This is a genomic window from Enterobacter sp. V89_11, assembly GCF_029967775.1.
Lineage (GTDB): Bacteria > Pseudomonadota > Gammaproteobacteria > Enterobacterales > Enterobacteriaceae > Enterobacter > Enterobacter ludwigii.
In genome coordinates, this window is sequence record NZ_JASCAN010000008.1 from 116,132 (window position 1) to 138,938 (window position 22,807).

Here is a 22,807-nt window from a genome sequence, read left to right on the forward strand (position 1 = left end):
TTCGTTTGATTGGTGTCGGCGATGGGGCTGCCAACCTTTAAAGCGAGGGCGTACTTATATTTGTGCCGCTGCCTCTCAGTGCGGCTGCCGGGGGCTTCCCGATCGATATTCGGCACTTAAGCCGTTGAATTCATTTTTTTGCCAGCTCCTGGTTCAGCATCCAGAGTTCCCGGCGTTCTTCGCTGCTTAAGCCGTGTGTGCGCTCGCGAGCTATCAACTCTTCCTGGCGCAGCTCAAGCATCGAATCAAACATATGGTTGAGTGAGTCGGTGAACGTTTTTTCTGCAATGTCCTTATCTGCTATATCGTCCCACATCGACAGTTTTTCAAGGGTAGCAGCCTCTTTTGTGCCGCGATAATGTTCTAAAAGTTGTCCGGTGGTCAGACCTGGCTGAGACAAACAAGTGTTGACCAATTCTGAAAATAAGCCAAGCCCGGGCAATTTTTCGTGGTTCAAACCCGCCAGCGATGGCACTTGCGGAGCAAGTTCGGGGTTTTGAACCAGTAACCCTATCAGTATACGCATGGTTGTGCGTTTTAGCTGAGGCGCGGGACGAACCGCACCGTTTTCAGACTGTTTAGGCATTAAACGTTCAAGCTGGCTGTCATCCAGAATGCCGAGCTTGTTGCCTAGCTCCTGACGCAGATAGATGCGCAGCGTTTCGCCGGGCACCTGACTGATTAACGGCAGCGCCAGCGTGCTGAGCTGCGCGCGCCCGTCAGGGGTACTCAAATCGACCTGCGGCATCAGGCTGTTAAACAAAAACGTGGAGAGCGGCTGAGCCTGCTCCATCCGCGCTTCAAACGCCGCTTTGCCCTCTTTACGCACCAGCGTATCCGGGTCTTCACCGTCGGGCAGGAACATAAAACGTAACTGACGCCCGTCGGTCATATAAGGCAGTGCGGTTTCCAGCGCACGCCAGGCGGCGTCGCGCCCTGCACGGTCACCGTCGTAACAGCAGATGACATTGTTAGTCACCCTGTACAGCAGCTGAATGTGATCGGCTGTGGTCGAGGTGCCCAGAGATGCAACCGCATAGTTGATGTCATACTGCGCCAGCGCGACGACATCCATATAGCCTTCGACGACCAGAAGGCGCGGAGGTTCCGCGTTATCCTTCAGCGCCTCATAAAGACCGTAAAGCTGGCGGCCTTTATGAAAAATATCGGTCTCCGGGGAGTTGAGGTACTTCGGCAGGGCATCACCCAGCACGCGACCACCAAAACCAATCACCCGGCCACGCTTGTCGCGGATCGGGAACATCACCCGTTCGCGGAAGCGGTCGTAGCTTCGTCCCTGGTCATTGGTGACCAGCATGCCGGCATCGATAAGAGACTTACGATCTTCGCTATTGCCGCCAAAACGCTTTAACACGTTGTCCCAGCCGGGCGGGGCGTAACCAATAGCGAAACGCGCAATCACATCGTCACTCAGTCCGCGCGCTGTCAGGTACTGACGCGCAGGCTCAGCAGCAGCGTGCTTAAGAGACTGTTGATAAAACGAGTTCAGACCATCCATCAGTTGGTACAGCGTCTGCCGTTGATGGCGCTCGATCTGGCTTGGCCCACTGCCTGCTTCATACGGCACTTCAAGGTTGTGCATCGCCGCCAGCTCTTCGACGGTTTCAACGAACTCGAGCTTGTCGTAGTTCATTAAAAAATCGACAGCATTACCGTGAGCACCACAGCCGAAGCAATGGTAAAACTGCTTTTCACCGTTTACGGTGAAGGAGGGGGTTTTTTCGTTATGGAAAGGACAGCACGCATGGTAGTTCTTGCCCTGCTTTTTCAGCTTTACCCGCGCGTCGATGAGATCGACGATGTCGGTTCTGGCTAGCAGGTCATTGATGAATACGCGTGGGATTCGTCCGGCCATATGCCCCAAAAATTTTAGTAACTCATAAACGAAAACAAGCCGCGCATTCCTTCCGGAAGCACGGCCTTACGACTACAACTCTGTCTGTCATTGAGGGCTGAGGCCCTCAATTGATTAGTACAGACGAGTACGGCGTGCGTTTTCGCGAGCCAGTTTCTTCGCGTGACGTTTCACAGCAGAAGCTTTAGCGCGCTTACGTTCGGTCGTTGGTTTTTCATAGAACTCACGACGACGAACTTCAGCCAGAACACCTGCTTTCTCGCATGAACGTTTGAAGCGACGCAGTGCAACGTCGAACGGCTCGTTTTCACGTACTTTAATTACCGGCATGTAACTCTCACCTTTGATAAATTCGGTTTGCCGCTGGCATCAACGCCAGCTTATTTCAAAATGGTGCGGAATTTTACTGCAAATGCTGCTGCTTTGTAAAGCACCGACGCGTTTTTGAAAGGGACTTTAATAAGGGTGAGGAGTATACACGAGGCTTCTTCCTGGGGCGAACAAAGTTTTACATCAATCCGCATTGGCCCTACACTGCGCGGTATTGAAACGAGGTAAAACAAGTCATGCGTGTACTGGGTATTGAAACATCCTGCGATGAGACCGGCATCGCCATTTACGACGACGAAAAAGGGCTTCTTGCCAACCAACTGTATAGTCAGGTGAAATTACACGCTGACTACGGCGGCGTCGTGCCTGAACTGGCTTCTCGTGACCACGTGCGTAAAACGGTTCCCCTGATTCAGGCGGCGCTGAAAGAAGCCGGGTTGAGCTCTATTGATATTGATGCTGTAGCGTATACCGCAGGCCCGGGCCTGGTGGGTGCGCTGCTGGTCGGCGCAACGGTGGGCCGTTCGCTGGCATTCGCGTGGGATGTGCCGGCCATTCCGGTTCACCATATGGAAGGGCATCTCCTGGCGCCGATGCTGGAAGATAATCCGCCTGCGTTTCCTTTTGTGGCGCTGCTGGTTTCAGGTGGCCATACCCAGCTGATTAGCGTAACGGGGATTGGCAAGTATGAGCTGCTCGGCGAGTCCATTGACGACGCAGCCGGTGAGGCCTTCGACAAAACGGCCAAACTGCTGGGTCTGGATTATCCTGGCGGTCCGATGCTCTCGAAAATGGCATCGCAGGGCACGGAAGGGCGTTTCGTCTTCCCGCGTCCGATGACTGACCGTCCAGGGCTGGATTTCAGCTTTTCTGGTCTGAAAACCTTCGCGGCCAATACCATTCGCAATAATGACGATAGCGAGCAGACCCGTGCTGATATCGCCCGTGCGTTCGAAGACGCGGTGGTCGATACCCTGATGATCAAATGCAAACGCGCCCTGGAAAAGACCGGCTTTAAGCGTCTGGTGATGGCCGGGGGCGTCAGCGCCAACCGCACGCTGCGTGCAAAACTCGCGCAGATGATGCAAAAGCGTGGTGGGGAAGTATTTTATGCCCGTCCGGAATTCTGTACCGATAACGGGGCGATGATCGCCTACGCGGGTATGGTACGTCTGAACGCTGGCGCGACCGCCGATCTGAGCGTCTCTGTACGTCCACGCTGGCCGCTGGCGGAGTTGCCGGAGGCGTAATGTCTGACCCTCTCCCGCCAGGGAGAGGGGATTTATACGGTTACACCCGCAACATCCCTTTCTCTTCCAGAAATGTCACGATCGTCGCCAGTCCGTCGCCCGCCTTCAGATTGGTGAAGGTCCACGGGCGCTCGCCGCGCATGCGGTTGGTGTCACGCTCCATCACTTCCAGTGAGGCCCCCACATAGGGTGCCAGGTCGGTTTTGTTGATCACCAGAAAATCGGATTTGGTTATCCCTGGGCCGCCCTTACGCGGGATCTTCTCCCCTTCAGCGACGTCAATCACATAGATCGTCAGGTCAGCCAGCTCCGGGCTGAAGGTGGCGCTCAGGTTGTCACCGCCGCTTTCAACGAAGATCAGGTCCAGATTGCCGAACTTTTCGCTTAACGCTTCCACTGCCGCCAGGTTCATTGAGGCATCTTCCCGGATTGCGGTATGCGGGCAGCCGCCCGTCTCCACGCCCACGATGCGCTCGGGCTCAAGGGCCCCCGCTTCGGTGAGAATGCGCTGATCCTCTTTGGTGTAGATATCGTTGGTCACCACTGCCAGGTGATAGGTGTCGCGCATTGCTTTGCAGAGTGCTTCCAGTAACGCGGTTTTGCCCGACCCCACCGGGCCGCCCACGCCCACGCGCAGGGGATGTTTGTAATCAGCCATGTTGTCTCCTCAGGAACGGAATAATCGTGAATATTGTGTTTCGTGGCGCGCAGAGGCGATGGCCGACAGCGGCGTTGCCGCACCCAGCGCGTCGTCGCCACGCAAAAAAGCCGGTTCAAGCCCGGCGGCAAAGTGGTCGCTCAGGTCGATAATCAGCTGCTGCGCCGCCTGTTGCCCGAACGGCACCAGCTTGACGCCCGCCATGACCGCGCTCTCAATCCAGCTGTAGCCCAGGCTCAGGGCCAGCTCATGGGCGCTAATGCCCCAGCGTACTCCGAGCCACGCCATGCCGCTGAGCTGGCTTTGCATAAACAGCGTCCGCCACTCTGCCGGACAGTCTGGCTCCCAGCTTTTGAGCAGGCGCGTAAAGGCCGCCCCGCGGTTGCGTTCCTCTTCACGCAGTTCACGCGTTTCCCGGCAGGCGAGAAGGTAGGCCGTCCAGCGTGTTGCCGTCGCCAAATCGTTTTGCTCGCACGCCTGATAAAGTCGGGAAAACAGCGGCAGATCGACACAGAAAAAGCTCTGCTCCATCTGCAGGATCTGCCAGTTTTTGAACGCCTCAGCATCGGGGACCCAGCCTGCTTCTACGGCCCACTCCAGCCCCTGCGACCAGGTGAATGACCCGACCGGAAGGCTGCTGCTGGAGAGCTGCATCAGGCGCAGCCGCTGGCGGACGTGCTCCATCAGCCCATCAGCGCCAGCAGCGCAGAGACAATCAGCCCGCCACCAAAGGTTTTACGTAACCCGTCGTGACGGCGCAGCAGCAACCCGGCGGCGAAGCTGGCGCACAGCACCGTGGCACTGGCAAACATAAAGCCGCTGGTGAAGAGCCAGAAGTTGTGGCCAGACATCTCTACCCCGTGCGCCCAGCCGTGGAACATTGCCAGCGCCGGCACGGCCAACAGCAGGCGATTTTCGGTTTTAAACATCATCGTGCCGCAGACCGCCAGCGAGGCGATAATCAGCATTTCCATGCCGCTAAAGCCGCCAAGCAGGCTGCCTGCAACGGCCCCGGCCAGCATCATGCCGAGAGTGGCGAGAGGCAGCAGCAGCTTGCGCCCGCTCAGGGCCGAAAGTACGCCCGCACCGGTTAGCATCAGCAGATGATCAAGACCCGTCAGCGGATGGAAAAAACCGGCCTGAAAGCTGTCTGTGCCGTGTCCGGGATGCGCCAGGGCAGGAAGAGAAAAGGCCAGCAGTAGCAGAGGTAAAAACGTACGCATGATGAATCCTTAATGTGAATGAGCGTGAGAGTGACTATGGCTATGACTATGGCTGTGGGCATCGCTGGTATACGCCCCTGCTTCCGGTTCAAACGGGAGGGTGGCAAATGTCACCTCGAGCCCGAACTGGCGCAGCATGTCATCGAGCACATGATCGTGGTGATAGCGCAGCTCGCCGGGCATGATCTGCAGCGGCACGTGGCGGTTGCCGAGGTGGTAGCAGGCGCGGGCGAGCAGGAACGGATCGTCGCAGCGCACCACGGAGACCGATTCCGGCGCGGCGATCACCTCGATCACCTCGCTGCCGTCGTCAGTGGTCAGCAGATCTCCCCCGCGCAGCAGCAGGCCGCGCGGCAGCATCAGCCCGGCTTCGCGGCCGTCATTCAGCGCCACGCGGGCACGGCTTTTCACCCGGACATCAATCGGCAGCGTGACGCTGGCGGTTATCGGATGGGCATGGTCAAGGCGTTGGGTCAGGTAGATCATCGTCACTCCTTAAAACAGGAAATAGCGTTGGGCCATCGGCAGAACGTCTGCCGGCTCGCTGGTAATGAGCTCGCCATCAACGCGAACCTCGTAAGTTTGTGCATCAACGGTGATGTTGGGCTGCAGGCTGTTATGGATCATGTCGGCCTTTTTCACCGTGCGGCAGTCTTTTACGACGGCTATGCCGCTCTGCAGGCTGAGCTGGTGCGAAATGCCCTTCGCATCGGCAGCCTGGGAGACAAACGTCAGCCGTGTTGCATGGCGTGCGGCACCCAGCGAGCCAAACATCGGACGGTAATGGACCGGTTGCGGCGTTGGGATAGAGGCGTTGATATCCCCCATCGGCGCGCAGGCGATCATCCCGCCTTTCACAATGGTGGCGGGTTTGACGCCAAAGAACGCGGGGGACCAGACCACTAAATCCGCCAGTTTCCCGGCCTCAATCGAGCCCACTTCATGGGCAATCCCGTGGGTCAGCGCCGGGTTAATGGTGTATTTGGCGATATAGCGTTTCACGCGGAAATTATCGTTGTTCCCGGTCTCTTCCGGCAGTGCGCCGCGCTGAACCTTCATACGGTGCGCCACCTGCCAGGTACGAATAATCACTTCGCCGACGCGACCCATTGCCTGGGAGTCGGACGAGGTCAGCGAGAAGGCACCGATATCGTGAAGGACATCTTCCGCGGCGATGGTCTCCCGGCGAATGCGTGATTCAGCAAAGGCGACGTCCTCGGCGATATCCGGGTCGAGGTGGTGACACACCATCAGCATGTCGAGATGCTCGTCGATGGTATTCACCGTGTAGGGCAGCGTCGGGTTAGTAGAGGAGGGCAGAATATTCGGGTGCGCGCAGGCGGTAATAATATCCGGTGCATGTCCGCCGCCCGCCCCTTCCGTATGGAAGGTGTGAATGGTCCGCCCGCCGATAGCCGCCAGCGTGTCCTCAACAAACCCGGATTCGTTCAGCGTGTCGCTGTGCAGCGCCACCTGAATATCCATCTCCTCCGCCACCGCCAGTGAGCAGTTGATGGCGGCCGGCGTCGCGCCCCAGTCTTCGTGGATCTTCAGCCCGATGGCACCCGCTGCGATCTGCTCGCGCAGGGCATCAGGGTTGGAACCGTTACCTTTGCCAAGCAGGCCGATATTCACCGGTAGTGTATCGGCCGCCTGCAACATCCGCGCGATATACCAGGGCCCTGGCGTACAGGTCGTGGCGTTGGTGCCTGCCGCTGGGCCCGTGCCCCCGCCAATCATGGTGGTTACGCCAGAGACCAGCGCCTCTTCCGCCTGCTGCGGGCAGATCCAGTGGATGTGCGTGTCGATCCCGCCGGCGGTGACAATTTTCCCTTCGGCGGCGATCACTTCTGTCGCTGCGCCAATCGGGATCGTGACCCCGGGCTGTATATCCGGGTTACCGGCTTTACCCACGGCAAAGATCCGCCCGTTTTTTACGCCAATATCGGCTTTAACGATCCCCCAGTGATCGATAATCAACGCGTTGGTCAGCACCAGATCCACGCAGCCGTCGGATGTCATCTGCCCCTGGCCCATACCGTCGCGGATCACCTTCCCGCCGCCGAATTTGACCTCTTCGCCGTAGACCGTGAGATCGTTTTCCACTTCTATCCACAGCTCGCTGTCGGCCAGACGCACTTTATCGCCAGTGGTGGGGCCGAACATATCGGCGTAGGCCTGGCGTGAAATTTCAGCCATTTTTCACCTCTCCCATCACCTCGCCGCGAAAGCCGAAAATACGCTGCGCGCCGCTGACCTGAACCAGCGTCACCTCGCGCTTCTGTCCGGGTTCGAAACGCACGGCGGTGCCTGCCGGAATATTCAGCCGATAGCCTTTGGTGGCTTCCCGGTCGAATTTCAGCGCCGGGTTAATCTCATAAAAGTGGTAGTGCGATCCCACCTGTATCGGCCTGTCGCCATGGTTTTCGACGATCACGTTTTGCGTGTCTCGCCCAACGTTGATCGCAATGTTTCCGGATTGGATCTGGTATTCGCCTGGGATCATTACGCGCTCCTTATACGATCGGGTTATGGACGGTGACGAGCTTTGATCCGTCCGGGAACGTCGCTTCCACCTGAATGTCGGGGATCATCTCCGGTACGCCTTCCATCACCTGGTCGCGCGTCAGGACGTGACGGCCCGCTTCCATCAGTGAGGCGACGGTTTCGCCATCGCGGGCGCCTTCCATAATAAACGCGCTGATCAGCGCGACTGATTCCGGGTAATTCAGTTTTACCCCGCGCGCAAGGCGGCGTTCGGCAACCAGCGCAGCGGTAAACAGCAACAGCTTGTCTTTTTCTCTGGGGGTCAGTTCCATAACGTTTCTCTTATGTCTGCCAGATACGCGGCGAACAGGCGGTTTTGGGGGTTAAAAGCGGGCGAAGCGACTGCCAGATATCGCGCATCACCCGCTGGCAAATCAGGTTGTCGTGGGAGAGAAAACGCACCGACAGCAGATCGTCTGTGAGCGTTGCCCCGGCAAAATGGCTCAGCGGCGTCAGCAGCTCGCGCACCATTTCGAGGTGCGCTTCCCTGGCCGGAAAGAACAGCAGCGTGCCGACCCACGGGAGACCTGCAACGGGCGTGAGATCGCCATTACTGAGGTGCTGACGTTCAATCAGCCGTGGCTCATCCTCGACCCAGATCTCAAGGCGGCTTTCCAGCGTGCCGTGGCTGAAGGTTTCGCCGATCACCGGGCGACCCAGACAGTACAATTCCCACGCCAGCAGCGTACTCGAAGCCTTCAGATGAAAAACGGAACGCAGGGCGGCATTCGCACCGGGAAAGATAATGGTGTCCTGCGGCAGCCACTCCAGCGTAGCCTCATCATCGAGCCAGAAGTGCTGATTGAGACAGGCCTGCGGGCCGCTGCTGCGATAGAACTTGCTCGCGCCGGGCATGGTGATCAGCGCATGGCTTTTCGCGTCCAGATGCACCGAAATATCCAGCGTATCGCCGCCGACTATCCCGCCTGGCGGGTGCAGCAAATACAGGTGGCAGGTGTCGCCTTCGGGATAAAAAGGTCGCTGTACGGTGAGGGGCCCGATGTGATGAGCAGCGTGCAGGAGGGTTTTCTCAGGGGTGTAACAAAACTGCAGGGCAAGCGATGCCTGCCAGCCTTTGTAAGAATTATCAGTGACCTGAGCTGCTAACATGCTGCATCCATCTGCTCATCATCGGGAGACGTTTCAGTATGCCCTGGCAGAAATGAAGGCTGTCATATGAGTCGCTTATGGATAAAAAAACCGGCTCAAGGAGCCGGTTGAGAAGGTTATCGATAATCCTCTGCATCCACATCATAGCCGGACGGTTCCCAGCGGATCGCCAGCAGCGAAGCCAGCCCGATAAACGGTGCCAGAGCGATCACCCAGAACACGGCGGTATCAAGCGAGGCCACCAGCAGCGGGAACAGAAACAGCGAGAGCGTAGAACTGCTGCGCATCAGCGTCTGGTTAAGGCCCACGCCCACGCCGCGCAGAGAGGTGGGATAGCTCAGGGACGCAAACGTCATGGTATGGGCACCGGGCCCAAATCCCTGACCGAACAGGAATAGCGCCAGCATCGCGACGGCGATAACGCCTTCCGATACGCCTTCCGGACGACCAGTCAGCGCCAGCCCCAGCAGAGCAACAAGCTGACAAACGTAGCCCGCCAGTGACATCCGCCACGCGCCGAAGCGCGGAACATAGCGCACCGCCAGCAATCCGCCGACGAAGGCAAACAGCAGGTTTAGCACCAGTGAGATCAGAATAGTGGTCAGCATCGACTGCACAAAGAAGCTGGAGATAATGACCGGCAGACCAAATGCGACGGCGTTATAGGCGAAAGACGACACCACCGAGAGCAGGGTGGCGAGCGTGGTACGTCGCAGATAGACGCCACGGAACAGGTTCAGATAGTTTGCCCACTTCGCCTTGTTGACCACCGGTGCCGGTTGATTAAGCGCATCCTGCGGCACGTGGGCGTTGATGTTATACGATTGCCGCAAGATAGCGGCCGCCTCTTTCAGGTTACCCTGATTCGCCGCCCAGACCGGGGACTCGCTCATGTAGCGGCTACGAATGGCGATAATCACCAGCGCAGGCACTGCGCCAAACCCCAGGATTAAGCGCCACAGCCAGTCGCTGTGACTTTCTGGCAGTACGGCGTAGAAGAATAACACCAACAGGTAAGAGATGCTGATTGCGGCATACCAGGTTGGACACCACATTGCGACGCTGGAGGCCTTGTTTCCGGGGCCTTTGAGCCTGGCGAACTCGCTAAGAAACGCCATCGCCACCGGCAGATCGATCCCCACGCCGAGGCCCATCACAAAGCGTGCGCCCGCCAGCGCATATTCGTTCGGTGCCAGTGCACAGGCGATGGCCGCTACCACGAAGAACAGCATGTCGGCCATAAAGACGCGGTAGCGTCCGATCTTGTCCGTGAGATAGCCACCCAGTAGCGCCCCGACAATCGCACCAAAGGTAATGGCCGAGGCCACCATGCCGGTACCGGCAGGGGTGAGATTAAATTCGCGGGTGATGTCTTTGATGCCGAACGCCAGCGCACCAAGGTCGTACGCATCGAGGAAAATACCGCCCAGCGCGATACCGACTACGATGCGGGCGTTGGCCCGACCCTGAGAACCGTCGTTGACCAGACGTGAAACGTCAGAGGCGTTACGTACCCACTTGATGTTGCCATCAGGCGAATGTCCTGCCGTTGAAAGGGGAGTTGTGTCTGTAATGTCTGCCATTTTCTTTTTGTGTGGTTGTGTTGTGTCATTAACAGTTACCACAGGCAGAGGGTGACCAAAATCACATTTGGTTATAAGGCATAACTAACCCCTTACGGGGCGTCTTTTTTCTTTCTCCTGAGCTTCGACCAGATTTTGGTCTCCTGGCGACGCCACAGGCGCTGAATATTATCGTGATGGCGCAGCAGGATGAGGCAGGAGAGCATCGACACCGGGAAGGTGAACTGCGGTTTGAACCACCAGACATAGAATGGCGCGATCAGCGCGCTGACGATGGCGCCCAGTGATGAGTAACCGCTCAGAAGAATGGTCAGTAGCCAGGTGCCGGCCATCACGCCGGTTAAGTCCCAGCCGATTGGGGCAATAGCACCAAAGGCGGTGGCGACGCCTTTACCGCCTTTAAAACCAAAGAATACAGGCCAGATATGGCCGACACAGGCGGCGATAGCAATGAGCCCCAGCCAAAACGGCGTTACGCCCAGCGCATACGCTCCCCAGACGGGTAACATTCCTTTCAGAACATCAAAAATCAATACCGCTACGGCTGCTCCCTTGCCGCCAATTCGTAGTACATTGGTCGCCCCCGGATTCCCGGAACCACTTTCGCGCGGGTCAGGTAACCCGGCAATGCGGCAGACCAGAATGGCGCTGGAGATTGAGCCGCAAAGGTAGGCGAGGAGGATCATTCCAGGCGCGATTGCACTCATAACGCTGTTCCGTTTTGAAAATGTATCTGTATTCTCAGCATCTGTGGATAATACGCATAATTCGCCGGAAGTGGTATCCGGTTTAGCCAAAAAGCAGGCAGGTCGTGATGGATATTGTATTTATAGAGCAACTTTCGGTAATCACCACTATTGGTGTTTACGACTGGGAACAGACCATTGAGCAGAAACTCGTGTTCGATATCGAAATGGGCTGGGATAACCGCAAGTCAGCAAAAAGCGACGACGTGAATGACTGTCTGAGCTACGCGGATATCAGTGAAACGGTTGTGGGCCACGTCGAAGGGCAACGTTTTGCGCTGGTGGAGCGTGTGGCAGAAGAGGTGGCCGAGCTGCTGCTGAGCAAGTTCAACGCACCGTGGGTACGCATCAAATTGAGCAAACCGGGCGCCGTGGCGCGTGCCGCTAACGTCGGCGTGATCATTGAGCGTGGCACAAATCTGAAAGGGAAGATTTAACGTCATAATAGCTAAACCATTTTAGGTTATACCGGTCTTAAAGCTGTATCTTTCACGGTTGTCCGCGTGGGACACCGTTTTTTTTATATCTTTTTAGGGGTTTATAGATGAGCGATATGCACTCGCTGCTGGTGGCGGCAATACTGGGTGTGGTCGAAGGATTGACGGAGTTTTTGCCGGTTTCCAGTACGGGCCATATGATTATCGTTGGCCATCTGCTGGGCTTTGAAGGCGATACCGCAAAGACGTTTGAAGTTGTCATTCAGTTGGGGTCTATTCTGGCGGTCGTTGTGATGTTCTGGCGTCGTCTGTTCGGGCTTATCGGTATCCACTTTGGCCGTCTTCCTCAGCGCGAGGGTGAAAGCAAAGGTCGCCTGACGCTTATCCATATTCTGCTTGGCATGGTTCCGGCAGTGGTTCTGGGCCTGGTTTTCCACGACACCATTAAATCGCTGTTTAACCCGATTAACGTCATGTATGCGCTGGTCGTCGGCGGTTTCCTGCTGATCGCGGCAGAACTGCTGAAGCCGAAAACGCCACGCGCGGAAGGTCTGGATGACATGACCTACCGTCAGGCGTTTATCATCGGTTGTTTCCAGTGTCTGGCGCTGTGGCCGGGCTTTTCACGCTCAGGCGCGACCATCTCTGGCGGGATGCTGATGGGCGTTAGCCGCTATGCTGCGTCGGAGTTCTCGTTCCTGCTGGCGGTGCCGATGATGATGGGCGCGACCGCACTCGACGTCTATAAAAGCATTGGCTTCCTCACCACGGGTGACATTCCGATGTTCGCCGTGGGCTTTGTCACTGCCTTTATTGTGGCGCTGATCGCCATCAAAACCTTCCTGCAGTTGATTAAGCGTATCTCGTTTATTCCGTTCGCGATCTATCGCTTTATCGTGGCGGCTGCGGTTTACGTGGTCTTCTTCTGACCGACGGCCCTCAGTCTTTAGGCTGAGGGCAATGCTTTTCCTTCCAGTCCGACACCGCCTGAATTCGACGTTTCGTCAGCTCTTCCCGGATTTCCGGTCCCTTGAAGCCCGCCTCGACAACCGCTTTAGTCGGTACCGCTTTTGCCACTTCCCACGCTGCGCGTAACAGCCGCCCCTGCGGATAATCGCAGGCTTCAAAACCGGTGCGGCCACGTACGTCGGCTTCGCTGGTCAACGCGATCTGCTCGACGCGCTGGGGTTTGCGCCATGCGTCGATGTTATCAAACAGCTTAACGATGGTGGCCGGTTTGAGGATCGGGAAGGTGTGGATCAGGTCGTGAAATTCCGCCACCAGTCTGGCGAGATCGCGGATCTCGTTGGGTACCCGCAGGCGCTGGCAAAGCCCTTCGACCAGCTTCACCCCGGCAGGACCGTGGCCATGGTGGCGCGGCCACATGGCTTTTGGCGTTAATCCTTTGCCGAGATCGTGGCACAGCGTTGAAAAACGCACATCCACCTCGGGGCTGAGCATGGCAGCCATACTCAGGGTCATCAGGGTATGCACGCCGGTATCGATTTCCGGGTGCCATTTCGCCGGGGCGGGCACGCCGAACAGCGCGTCAATTTCCGGGAACAGCACTTTCAGTGCGCCACAGTCACGCAGCACCTGGAAAAAGACCTGCGGGTTGCGGGTAGTAAGGGCGTTTTCCGTCTCTTTCCAGACGCGCTCTGGCGTGAGGTGGGCCAGTTCGCCCGCCTCGGTCATGGCGGTCATCAGTGCCAGGGTCTCATCGGCAATGCGGAAGCTCAGATGCGCATAACGCGCCGCAAAGCGCGCCACGCGCAGCACGCGGAGCGGATCTTCAGAAAACGCCGGGGAGACGTGACGCAGCAGTCGATTACGCAGATCGTCCTGACCGCCATACGCGTCAATGATCTGGCCGTCTTCGTCCTGCGCCAGCGCGTTGATGGTGAGATCGCGACGCAGGAGATCTTGCTCCAGCGTGACGTCCGGTGCGGCATAGCAGGTGAAGCCGGTATAACCCGAACCGGATTTCCGTTCGGTACGCGCCAGGGCGTACTCCTCACGGCTTTGCGGGTGCAGAAACACAGGAAAATCGCGGCCTACCTGCTGGTAGCCCGCGTTAAGCATCTCTTCAGGTGTGGCTCCCACCACCACCCAGTCTTTATCTTTGACCGGCAGACCTAACAACGCATCACGTACCGCACCACCGACCAGATAACTCTTCACGCCCTGTACTCCCGTTTTCTCTTTTCGCAAGATAATACGTAAGTCTGGCAGAGAAGACGAATTAGTTCATCCAGCGGTCTTTACGCTTACGGTTTGGGATCAGGTGAGGAAGCACCAGACCCAGCACCAGGCCAACGCCCAGCACACCGCCACCGTACATAAACCACTGCATGATGATGGTACGTTGTTTGTCATCAAGTTGCAGATTGGCGGCGTTCACCTTCTTCTGCGCGACAATCAGCTCGTTTTTCAGTTTCTGATTCTCGTCTTTCAGACCGTTAATCACGCTGTCGCTCTGGGCCACTTTCTGCTGCATTTCCGCGGTACGCTGGTTCCAGGTACCGTCGATATTGTTCAGCTTGTCGGTCAGCGTTTTCACCTGATTTTCCAGATCCGGCACGCGGGTGCGCAGGCTTGGCACCGCGCTCAGCTCTTTCAGTGGGATCCAGGACGTGCGGCCGGTACTGTCGCGAACCTGACCATAATTGGTCTCCGCGTTGGTCTGTAACAGCGTCACTTCCTCGCCGGCATTGACCGTACCCACGAGGCGATAATTATCTCCAGGGCCACTGCGTACCCAGGTGTTCAGTTCGTCAGAAACGTAACGCTTCTCTTCAGCGTGCACGGCGGTTGCGGCGCTAAAAGCGAGGAAAGTAAGTCCAATCAGGCGTAATTTAAGCATCATTAGTCGTTATTTTCATAAATAGTGGAACGATAGTAGTGGCAACAGTGTCTCTACGCAAAGCATTCGTCAGCAATCAGAATCATCTGTGTCACGACCCTAAACATTTACGCCCGTCAAATTGCTCATTGCGTGGCAATTTGGCGCAAAATACTATGTACTGACAAACAAATGGCGAGGAAGTTCGCCCTCATTGACGCGTCTGTGACGCCTGCAAAAGTACAAGGCTATGGCTCAAGAAATCGAATTAAAATTTATCGTCGAAAAAGACAGCGTTGACGCACTCCGTCAGCATCTGCAGACCCTTTCCGGCGAACACCATGAACCGGTACAACTGCTTAATATCTATTACGAAACGCCAGACAACTGGCTGCGCCGCCATGATATGGGACTGCGCATCCGTGGCGCGAACGGGCGCTACGAGATGACGATGAAAATCGCTGGCCGCGTGGTCGGCGGTTTGCATCAGCGCCCGGAATACAATATCGACATCAATCAGCCAGAACTTGAGCTGGATCGTTTCCCGGCAGAAGTCTGGCCGGACGGCGTGCTGCCAGAAACCTTAGCCGCCGAGGTGAAACCGCTGTTTAGCACCGATTTCTGGCGTGAAAAATGGCTGGTAACGGAAGGGAAAAGCCGCATTGAAATCGCCCTCGATCAGGGTGAGGTAAAAGCGGGCGAGCTTCAGGAGCCGATTTGCGAGCTGGAGCTCGAACTGCTGGAAGGTGAAGTCCAGGACGTACTGAAGCTGGCGCGTAAGCTGGTAAGCCAGCCGGGCCTGCGTCAGGGCAGCCTGAGCAAAGCGGCGCGGGGATATCATCTGGCCGCCGGTAATGCGCCACGCCTGCTGAAAGAGACGACTATTTTGCACGTGCCACCGAAAGCCAGCGTTGAGCAGGGCATGGAGGCGGCGCTGGAGCTGGCGCTCTCACAGTGGCTTTATCATGAAGAGCTGTGGGTGCGTAATGTGAAAAACGCAAAAGCGCACGTGTTAGCGGCGATGAGCCTTGTGCGTCATACCCTGGCTCTGTTCGGCGGCATCGTACCTCGCAAAGCGAGCGCTCACTTACGTGACCTGCTGACCCAGACCGAAGCGCTGCTGCTCTCTGACGTATCCGCGCAAACGGCGCTCTATAGCCCGCAAAACGCCGCCGCCAGGCTGGCGCTGACCGAGTTTCTGGTGACGCGCAGCTGGCGTGCCTTCCTGGATGCAAAAGCGCAGGCCAAAATTGAAGATAACTTCAAACGTTTCGCGGATATCCATCTTTCACGCCACGCGGCGGAGCTTAAAACCACCTTTGCGTATCCGCTGGGAGACCAGTATGGCGATCAGCTGATCCGCCTGTCGCGCAATATCGACAGCATGCTGCTGCTGTCGGGTGCCTATGACGGCCCTAAAGCGCAGGCCTGGCTGGAGAACTGGCAGGGGCTGAAACATGCTATCGAAACCCGTCAGCACATTGAGATTGAGCATTTCCGCAATGAAGCCATTTCGCAGGAGCCGTTCTGGCTGCACAGCGGAAAACGTTAACTCTGGCAAGGAACCCTATAATGCCGCTTTCTTCGCAGTTACAGCAGCAGTGGCAGACCGTTTGCGAACGTCTGCCTGAGTCATTACCGGCGTCATCGTTAAGCGAGCAGGCCAGGAGCGTGCTCACCTTCAGTGATTTTGTGCAGGAAAGTATCACCGCTTACCCGGACTGGCTGGAGGCGCTTGAGAGCACCCCGCCGCAGGCAGACGAGTGGCGGCATTATACGGGCTGGTTGCAAACCGCACTTGAAGAGGTCGCGGATGAAGCGACATTGATGCGCGTCCTGCGCCAGTTCCGCCGCCGGGTGATGGTGCGTATTGCCTGGGCTCAGGCGCTGGAACTGGTCAGCGAAGAAAGTACCCTGCAACAGCTGAGCGAGCTGGCACAGACGCTGATTGTTGCCGCACGGGACTGGCTCTATGCCGCCTGCTGTAAAGAGTGGGGCACGCCGTGCAATGAGGATGGGGTTCCTCAGCCACTCTTGATTCTGGGCATGGGCAAGCTCGGGGGCTGCGAACTGAATTTCTCCTCGGATATCGACCTGATTTTTGCCTGGCCGGAGAACGGCTCCACACGCGGGGGCCGCCGTGAACTGGACAATGCGCAGTTCTTTACCCGTCTCGGGCAACGTCTGATTAAAGCGCTGGATCAACCTACCCAGGATGGTTTTGTCTATCGCGTGGATATGCGCCTGCGCCCGTTTGGCGACAGCGGTCCGCTGGTGCTGAGCTTTGCGGCACTGGAAGATTATTACCAGGAGCAGGGGCGCGACTGGGAGCGTTACGCGATGGTCAAAGCGCGGATCATGGGAGACAGCGACGATGCCTACGCCAACGAGCTGCGCGCCATGCTGCGCCCGTTCGTGTTCCGTCGCTATATCGACTTCAGCGTTATTCAGTCGCTGCGGAACATGAAAGGAATGATCGCCCGTGAAGTGCGTCGCCGGGGTCTGAAGGACAACATCAAGCTCGGCGCGGGCGGCATTCGCGAAATCGAATTTATCGTTCAGGTCTTCCAGCTGATCCGCGGCGGACGTGAGCCTTCACTGCAATCCCGTTCGCTGCTGCCGACGCTGTCAGCCATAGAGCAACTGCATCTTCTGCCGGAAGGCGACGCGCAGATCCTGCGTGAGGCCTATCTGTTCCTGCGTCGCCTGGAAAACCTGCTGCAAAGCATCAATGACGAGCAGACCCAGACTTTGCCAGGCGATGATCTGAACCGGGCGCGGCTGGCCTGGGGGATGCACGTCGACGACTGGTCAACGTTGACCGGGCAACTGGATGCGCATATGGCCGGCGTGCGGCGTGTCTTTAACGCGCTGATTGGTGACGATGAAAGTGAATCGCAGGACGATACGCTCTCTGAACACTGGCGCGAATTGTGGCAGGACGCGCTGCAGGAAGATGACACCACGCCGGTGCTGGCGCACCTGAGCGACGACGATCGCCATCGTGTGGTGGCGTTAATTGCTGATTTCCGTCTCGAACTGAATAAACGGGCCATTGGTCCGCGCGGTCGTCAGGTGCTGGATCATCTGATGCCGCACCTGCTGAGCAACGTCTGCTCGCGTGCGGATGCGCCGGTCCCGCTGTCGCGCATGATGCCGCTGCTGAGCGGCATCATCACCCGTACGACCTATCTTGAGTTGCTGAGCGAGTTCCCGGGCGCGCTCAAGCATCTGATTACGCTTTGCGCCGCCTCACCGATGGTGGCCAACAAGCTGGCGCGGTATCCGCTGCTGCTGGATGAGCTGCTCGATCCCAATACGCTCTACCAGCCGACGGCAACGGACGCCTACCGTGACGAGCTGCGTCAGTATCTGCTGCGCGTACCGGAAGAGGACGAAGAGCAACAGCTGGAGGCGCTGCGTCAGTTTAAGCAGGCGCAAATGCTGCGCGTGGCGGCGGCAGATATCGCCGGAACGCTGCCAGTGATGAAAGTGAGCGATCACTTAACCTGGCTTGCAGAAGCGATCATTGATGCGGTGGTGCATCAGGCATGGATTCAGATGGTGGCGCGCTACGGCCAGCCGAAACACCTTGCTGACCGCGAAGGCCGCGGTTTTGCCGTTGTGGGTTACGGTAAGCTCGGCGGATGGGAACTGGGGTACAGCTCGGATCTCGATTTAATCTTCCTGCATGACTGCCCGGCAGACGTCATGACCGACGGCGAGCGTGAAATCGACGGGCGTCAGTTCTACCTGCGTCTGGCCCAGCGCATTATGCATCTGTTCAGCACCCGCACGTCATCCGGCATTTTATATGAAGTGGATGCGCGTCTGCGTCCTTCCGGCGCGGCCGGCATGCTGGTGACCTCAACGGAGTCCTTCGCTGAGTACCAGAAGAATGAAGCCTGGACGTGGGAACATCAGGCGCTGGTGCGAGCCCGCGTGGTGTACGGCGATCCGTCGCTGAAAACGCAGTTTGATGCCATTCGTCGGGAGATTATGACAACCCCGCGTGACGGCAGCACGCTGCAGACCGACGTGCGTGAGATGCGCGAGAAAATGCGCGCGCACCTGGGCAATAAGCATCGCGATCGCTTTGATATTAAAGCGGATGAGGGCGGCATTACCGATATTGAATTTATTACGCAATATCTGGTGCTACGCCATGCGCACGCTAAACCGAAGCTGACCCGCTGGTCTGATAATGTGCGTATTCTGGAACTGCTGGCGCAAAACGACATTATGGATGAGCAGGAGGCGCAGGCCTTAACGCGCGCCTACACCACGCTGCGCGACGAGCTGCACCACCTGGCCTTACAGGAGCAGCCTGGCCACGTTGCGCTGGACTGTTTCGCCACTGAACGCGCGCAGGTCACCGCCAGCTGGCAGAAGTGGCTGGTGGAACCGTGCGTAACAAAACAAGTGTGATATTATCGCGCGCAAATTGTGAATCTTTCTGGAGTCAGGAATGAAAGTAACACTGCCAGAGTTTGAACGTGCTGGAGTTATGGTTGTCGGGGATGTCATGCTGGATCGCTACTGGTACGGGCCGACCAGCCGCATCTCTCCGGAAGCACCGGTACCGGTAGTTAAGGTCGACACCATTGAAGAGCGTCCTGGCGGCGCGGCAAACGTGGCGATGAACATTGCCTCTTTGGGCGCGCAGTCGCGTCTGGTTGGCTTAACCGGCATTGACGATGCGGCGCGTGCGCTGAGCAAGTCGCTGGCGGACGTGAACGTGAAGTGCGACTTCGTTTCGGTTCCGACACACCCGACGATCACCAAACTGCGCGTTCTGTCGCGTAACCAGCAGCTGATCCGCCTCGACTTCGAGGAAGGCTTTGAGGGCGTTGATCCTGAGCCGCTGCACGAGCGCATTAACCAGGCGCTGAGCACTATCGGCGCGCTGGTGCTGTCCGACTACGCCAAAGGTGCGCTGGCAAGCGTACAGCAGATGATTCAGCTCGCGCGTAAAGCCAATGTGCCCGTGCTGATCGACCCGAAAGGTACTGACTTTGAGCGCTATCGTGGCGCAACGCTGCTGACGCCAAACCTCTCTGAGTTTGAAGCGGTGGCGGGCAAATGTAAGACGGAAGAAGAGCTCGTTGAGCGCGGCATGAAGATCATTGCTGACTTCGAACTCTCCGCGCTGCTGGTGACCCGCTCCGAGCAGGGGATGACGCTGCTGCAGCCTGGCAAAGCGCCGCTGCATATGCCGACCCAGGCGCAGGAAGTGTATGACGTGACCGGTGCCGGCGACACGGTCATTGGCGTTCTGGCGGCGACGCTGGCGGCAGGGAACTCTCTGGAAGAAGCGTGCTACTTCGCTAATGCGGCAGCAGGCGTGGTCGTTGGCAAGCTGGGGACTTCCACCGTTTCGCCGATCGAACTGGAAAACGCGGTGCGTGGTCGTGCCGATACCGGTTTTGGCGTGATGAGCGAAGATGAGCTGAAAGTGGCCGTTGCCGCCGCCCGTAAACGCGGTGAAAAAGTGGTGATGACCAACGGCGTGTTCGACATCCTGCATGCCGGTCATGTCTCTTATCTGGCCAATGCGCGTAAGCTGGGCGACCGTCTGATTGTGGCGGTGAACAGCGATGCGTCGACGAAACGTCTTAAAGGTGAAACGCGTCCGGTGAACCCGCTGGAGCAGCGCATGATCGTGCTGGGTGCGCTGGAAGCGGTGGACTGGGTGGTGTCGTTTGAAGAAGATACCCCGCAGCGCCTGATTGCCGGAATTTTGCCGGATCTGCTGGTGAAAGGCGGCGATTACAAACCGGATCAAATCGCAGGCAGCGAAGAGGTCTGGGCCAATGGTGGTGAAGTGATGGTGCTCAACTTTGAGGACGGGTGCTCAACCACCAACATCATCAAGAAGATCCAGAAAGACAGCAAATAAAGTCAGCCAATAAAAAACGGGCCATCTGGCCCGTTTTTTTCACCCTCTCTTTGCAGGAGGGGGTATCTTCGCAAACAGCCCGTTATACGCGGCTGTTATTCTGCTTCATCAACCGGTGGAATGGCCGGCGCCGGTTTTACTTCCGCTGGCGTATTGCGGTTTTCCAGCTCGTTCAGACGCTGCTCCAGCAGGGCCAGCTTCTCGCGGGTACGCAGCAGAACCTGCGTCTGCACGTCAAACTCTTCGCGGCTGACTAAATCAAGGCGAACCAACTGCGCCTGCAGCGTCTGGCGGATTTTCTTCTCTACGTCATCCCCAAACTCACGAATGCCTTTTGGCATAGACTCATGAACCTGACGCGCAATTTGCTCAATTTTCTTCGGGTCAATCATTGTGGCTTCCCTTGATAAGACGGTGTTAATGAACATTGTAGCGCGTCATGCCCCAGGATAAAGGAGATTTTATGTCTGCGCATTGCCCAGGGTAATCAATCGCGTTATAGTTATCTCGCTTATTCTCAGGGCGGGGCGAAATTCCCCACCGGCGGTAAATCAGCGTAACGCTGAAAGCCCGCGAGCGCTTTGGGTCACCACTCAAAGGACAGCAGATCCGGTGTAATTCCGGGGCCGACGGTTAGAGTCCGGATGGGAGAGAGTAACGATCAAGTCGGGCCTGGCCCGCTCACGTTATCTTTTTGCCGCTTATACGGCGCTCCTAAGACTGCCCTGATTCTGGTAACCATAATGTTAATGAGGTTTTTTTACCATGAATCAGACGCTACTTTCCTCTTTTGGCACTTCTATTGAACGTGTTGAACATGCACTGGATGCACTGCGCGAAGGCCGCGGCGTGATGGTGCTTGACGATGAAAACCGTGAAAATGAAGGCGACATGATTTTCGCCGCCGAAAACATGACCGTTGAGCAGATGGCGCTGACCATCCGTCACGGTAGCGGCATCGTGTGCCTGTGTATCAACGAAGACCGTCGTAAGCAGCTCGACCTGCCCATGATGGTTGAAAATAACACCAGCGCCTTTGGAACCGGTTTTACCGTGACCATCGAAGCGGCACATGGCGTGACCACCGGCGTGTCGGCGGCTGACCGTCTGACCACCGTACGTGCCGCGATTGCCGATGATGCGAAGCCATCAGACCTGCATCGTCCAGGCCACGTCTTCCCGTTGCGTGCGCAGGCCGGCGGTGTATTGACCCGTGGCGGTCACACCGAAGCGACCATTGACCTCGTGACCCTGGCAGGCTTTAAACCTGCGGGCGTACTGTGTGAACTCACCAACGACGATGGCACCATGGCACGTGCGCCGGAGTGCATCACCTTTGCCCGTCTGCATAATATGCCCGTGGTGACGATTGAAGATCTGGTGGAGTATCGCCAGGCGCACGCGCGCAAAGCCAGCTGAAAGGGCTGATGTGAAAAAGCCGGGGAAACCCGGCTTTTTTGTTGTGAGACGTTAATGCGCGATTGTCTTAGCCGATCCCTGCTGTTTGCAGCAGCACCAGGCTCAAGCCCATCACCGACATGCCGCACAGCACGCCATAGCTCGGGTTATTATTCGGATCGATCTCTTTCGCCAGCGGCATCAGCTCATCCACGGAGAGCGCCACCATTATCCCGGCCACGGCGGCCATGATAGCGGCCATCACCACAGGCGAGACCAGGCTGCCCAGAATCAACCACGCCAGCACGCCGCCGAGAATTTCGGCCATCCCCGAGATCCCCGCCCAGAAGACCGCGGTCCGTTTCGAGCCCGTGGCGGCATAAACCGGCCCGGCCACCGCCAGTCCTTCAGGAATATTGTGCAAAGCGACCGCCAGGGCGATACCAAAGCCCATCTCCAGATTGCTGCTGGCGGTGACATAGGTTGCCACGCCTTCCGGGAAGTTGTGCAGGCTTATGCCGAGCGTTAACAGAATGGCCGTGCGCTTAATATTGCGCGGTATCGGGGTCACGCTTTTTTGCATTAAATCCTGCGGATGCGCGTGCGGCAGCATGCGGTCGAGGGCAAAGTAGCCAAGCAGGCCGAATACAAACATGCCATACCCCAGCACCGGAGACATGCCTTCGGTGCCCAGTGCGGCAGGGAGCATCTCCATCAGAGAGATGAGCAGCATGATCCCGGCAGCAAAGCCCAATGAGAAGGCCAGCACGCGGTTAGACGGCTTTTGACCAAGCACACCGAGAATGGCACCGATGAAAGTTGCGGCGCCCGCCAGTATAGTCAGGATCAAGGGGACTGACATGCATTGCTCCTTATGATAATGATTATCATTAATATTAATGGTTCAT

Annotated in this window: 23 protein-coding genes and 1 riboswitch; of the genes, 7 read left to right on the plus strand and 16 right to left on the minus strand. The window is 57.4% G+C overall.

The genetic code is table 11. The features are described 5' to 3' along the window. Positions 1-130 precede the first annotated feature (130 nt). Together dnaG and rpsU are read right to left on the minus strand one after the other, a co-directional pair. Positions 131-1,876 (minus strand): DNA primase, encoded by a 1,746-nt coding sequence (gene dnaG / locus QLG09_RS08555; protein WP_025202985.1) that lies wholly within the window; start codon positions 1,874-1,876, stop codon positions 131-133. A gap of 114 nt (positions 1,877-1,990) precedes the next feature. Then, positions 1,991-2,206 (minus strand): 30S ribosomal protein S21, encoded by a 216-nt coding sequence (rpsU, locus tag QLG09_RS08560; protein ID WP_001144069.1) that lies wholly within the window; start codon positions 2,204-2,206, stop codon positions 1,991-1,993. A 236-nt stretch (positions 2,207-2,442) separates the two neighbouring features. On the opposite strand from rpsU, the gene tsaD reads away from it, so the two are divergent. Next, positions 2,443-3,456 (plus strand): tRNA (adenosine(37)-N6)-threonylcarbamoyltransferase complex transferase subunit TsaD, encoded by a 1,014-nt coding sequence (tsaD, locus tag QLG09_RS08565; RefSeq protein ID WP_049023873.1) that lies wholly within the window; start codon positions 2,443-2,445, stop codon positions 3,454-3,456. Between the two features lie 40 nt (positions 3,457-3,496). Here the strand turns inward: tsaD and ureG are convergent, their stop codons facing one another. The 10 genes from ureG to plsY all read right to left on the minus strand — a co-directional run bounded on the left by ureG (position 3,497) and on the right by plsY (position 11,284). Then, positions 3,497-4,114 (minus strand): urease accessory protein UreG, encoded by a 618-nt coding sequence (ureG, locus tag QLG09_RS08570; RefSeq protein ID WP_014171666.1) that lies wholly within the window; start codon positions 4,112-4,114, stop codon positions 3,497-3,499. Between the two features lie 9 nt (positions 4,115-4,123). Further along, positions 4,124-4,798: an urease accessory protein UreF gene (locus QLG09_RS08575; RefSeq protein ID WP_049023872.1), complete on the minus strand. Its 675-nt coding sequence runs from the start codon at positions 4,796-4,798 to the stop codon at positions 4,124-4,126. Then, complete coding sequence (locus QLG09_RS08580) at positions 4,798-5,337, minus strand: HupE/UreJ family protein (RefSeq protein ID WP_049023871.1); 540 nt, start codon at positions 5,335-5,337, stop codon at positions 4,798-4,800. Before QLG09_RS08580 ends, QLG09_RS08575 begins: the two co-directional genes overlap by 1 nt. Positions 5,338-5,346: 9 nt before the next feature. Beyond that, the gene (ureE, locus tag QLG09_RS08585; protein ID WP_032678986.1) at positions 5,347-5,823 is read right to left on the minus strand and encodes an urease accessory protein UreE; all 477 of its coding nucleotides are present in this window, start codon (positions 5,821-5,823) and stop codon (positions 5,347-5,349) included. Between the two features lie 9 nt (positions 5,824-5,832). Then, positions 5,833-7,536 (minus strand): urease subunit alpha, encoded by a 1,704-nt coding sequence (gene ureC / locus QLG09_RS08590; RefSeq protein ID WP_049023329.1) that lies wholly within the window; start codon positions 7,534-7,536, stop codon positions 5,833-5,835. After that, positions 7,529-7,843 carry an urease subunit beta gene (locus QLG09_RS08595; protein ID WP_020883624.1) on the minus strand — a complete coding sequence of 105 codons (315 nt, stop codon included), beginning with the start codon at positions 7,841-7,843 and terminating at the stop codon, positions 7,529-7,531. Before QLG09_RS08595 ends, ureC begins: the two co-directional genes overlap by 8 nt. 10 nt (positions 7,844-7,853) lie before the next feature. Beyond that, positions 7,854-8,156 (minus strand): urease subunit gamma, encoded by a 303-nt coding sequence (locus tag QLG09_RS08600; RefSeq protein ID WP_003862556.1) that lies wholly within the window; start codon positions 8,154-8,156, stop codon positions 7,854-7,856. 10 nt (positions 8,157-8,166) lie between these two features. Continuing rightward, positions 8,167-8,994 (minus strand): urease accessory protein UreD, encoded by an 828-nt coding sequence (locus QLG09_RS08605; RefSeq protein WP_049023328.1) that lies wholly within the window; start codon positions 8,992-8,994, stop codon positions 8,167-8,169. A gap of 116 nt (positions 8,995-9,110) precedes the next feature. Next, on the minus strand, positions 9,111-10,577 hold the full coding sequence (locus QLG09_RS08610) for an MFS transporter (protein WP_049023327.1): 1,467 nt from the start codon (positions 10,575-10,577) through the stop codon (positions 9,111-9,113). A 92-nt stretch (positions 10,578-10,669) separates the two neighbouring features. Beyond that, complete coding sequence (gene plsY / locus QLG09_RS08615; RefSeq protein ID WP_049023326.1) at positions 10,670-11,284, minus strand: glycerol-3-phosphate 1-O-acyltransferase PlsY; 615 nt, start codon at positions 11,282-11,284, stop codon at positions 10,670-10,672. A 107-nt stretch (positions 11,285-11,391) separates the two neighbouring features. Here plsY and folB point away from each other — a divergent pair, with 107 nt between their 5' ends. Both folB and bacA read left to right on the plus strand, forming a co-directional pair. Continuing rightward, a complete protein-coding gene (gene folB / locus QLG09_RS08620) occupies positions 11,392-11,760 on the plus strand; it encodes a bifunctional dihydroneopterin aldolase/7,8-dihydroneopterin epimerase (protein WP_020883629.1) in 369 nt (122 codons plus the stop codon). Between the two features lie 107 nt (positions 11,761-11,867). Beyond that, positions 11,868-12,689: an undecaprenyl-diphosphate phosphatase gene (gene bacA, locus QLG09_RS08625; protein ID WP_014171656.1), complete on the plus strand. Its 822-nt coding sequence runs from the start codon at positions 11,868-11,870 to the stop codon at positions 12,687-12,689. 10 nt (positions 12,690-12,699) lie between these two features. Here bacA and QLG09_RS08630 read toward each other — a convergent pair whose 3' ends face one another. Both QLG09_RS08630 and QLG09_RS08635 read right to left on the minus strand, forming a co-directional pair. Next, complete coding sequence (locus tag QLG09_RS08630) at positions 12,700-13,941, minus strand: multifunctional CCA addition/repair protein (protein ID WP_049023325.1); 1,242 nt, start codon at positions 13,939-13,941, stop codon at positions 12,700-12,702. 61 nt (positions 13,942-14,002) lie between these two features. Next, positions 14,003-14,623 carry a TIGR04211 family SH3 domain-containing protein gene (locus tag QLG09_RS08635; protein ID WP_049023332.1) on the minus strand — a complete coding sequence of 207 codons (621 nt, stop codon included), beginning with the start codon at positions 14,621-14,623 and terminating at the stop codon, positions 14,003-14,005. 229 nt (positions 14,624-14,852) lie between these two features. Between QLG09_RS08635 and QLG09_RS08640 the strand changes: the two genes are divergently transcribed. From QLG09_RS08640 to hldE, 3 genes are read left to right on the plus strand one after another with little or no spacing between them, the layout of a single operon-like run. After that, positions 14,853-16,154, plus strand: coding sequence for an inorganic triphosphatase (locus QLG09_RS08640; protein WP_049023324.1), 1,302 nt, complete (start codon positions 14,853-14,855; stop codon positions 16,152-16,154). 17 nt (positions 16,155-16,171) lie between these two features. After that, complete coding sequence (glnE, locus tag QLG09_RS08645; RefSeq protein ID WP_152691348.1) at positions 16,172-19,030, plus strand: bifunctional [glutamate--ammonia ligase]-adenylyl-L-tyrosine phosphorylase/[glutamate--ammonia-ligase] adenylyltransferase; 2,859 nt, start codon at positions 16,172-16,174, stop codon at positions 19,028-19,030. A 40-nt stretch (positions 19,031-19,070) separates the two neighbouring features. After that, on the plus strand, positions 19,071-20,501 hold the full coding sequence (gene hldE / locus QLG09_RS08650) for a bifunctional D-glycero-beta-D-manno-heptose-7-phosphate kinase/D-glycero-beta-D-manno-heptose 1-phosphate adenylyltransferase HldE (protein WP_020883633.1): 1,431 nt from the start codon (positions 19,071-19,073) through the stop codon (positions 20,499-20,501). A gap of 95 nt (positions 20,502-20,596) precedes the next feature. Here the strand turns inward: hldE and ubiK are convergent, their stop codons facing one another. Next, entirely contained in the window at positions 20,597-20,893 is a 297-nt protein-coding gene (gene ubiK, locus QLG09_RS08655; protein ID WP_020883634.1) for a ubiquinone biosynthesis accessory factor UbiK, read from the minus strand. Positions 20,894-21,010: 117 nt separating this feature from the next. Then, positions 21,011-21,161, plus strand: a riboswitch (FMN riboswitch). 105 nt (positions 21,162-21,266) lie between these two features. On the opposite strand from ubiK, the gene ribB reads away from it, so the two are divergent. Continuing rightward, positions 21,267-21,920 (plus strand): 3,4-dihydroxy-2-butanone-4-phosphate synthase, encoded by a 654-nt coding sequence (gene ribB, locus QLG09_RS08660; protein ID WP_014171649.1) that lies wholly within the window; start codon positions 21,267-21,269, stop codon positions 21,918-21,920. Between the two features lie 67 nt (positions 21,921-21,987). Here ribB and zupT read toward each other — a convergent pair whose 3' ends face one another. Further along, a complete protein-coding gene (zupT, locus tag QLG09_RS08665; RefSeq protein WP_020883635.1) occupies positions 21,988-22,761 on the minus strand; it encodes a zinc transporter ZupT in 774 nt (257 codons plus the stop codon). Between the last annotated feature and the right edge of the window lie 46 nt (positions 22,762-22,807).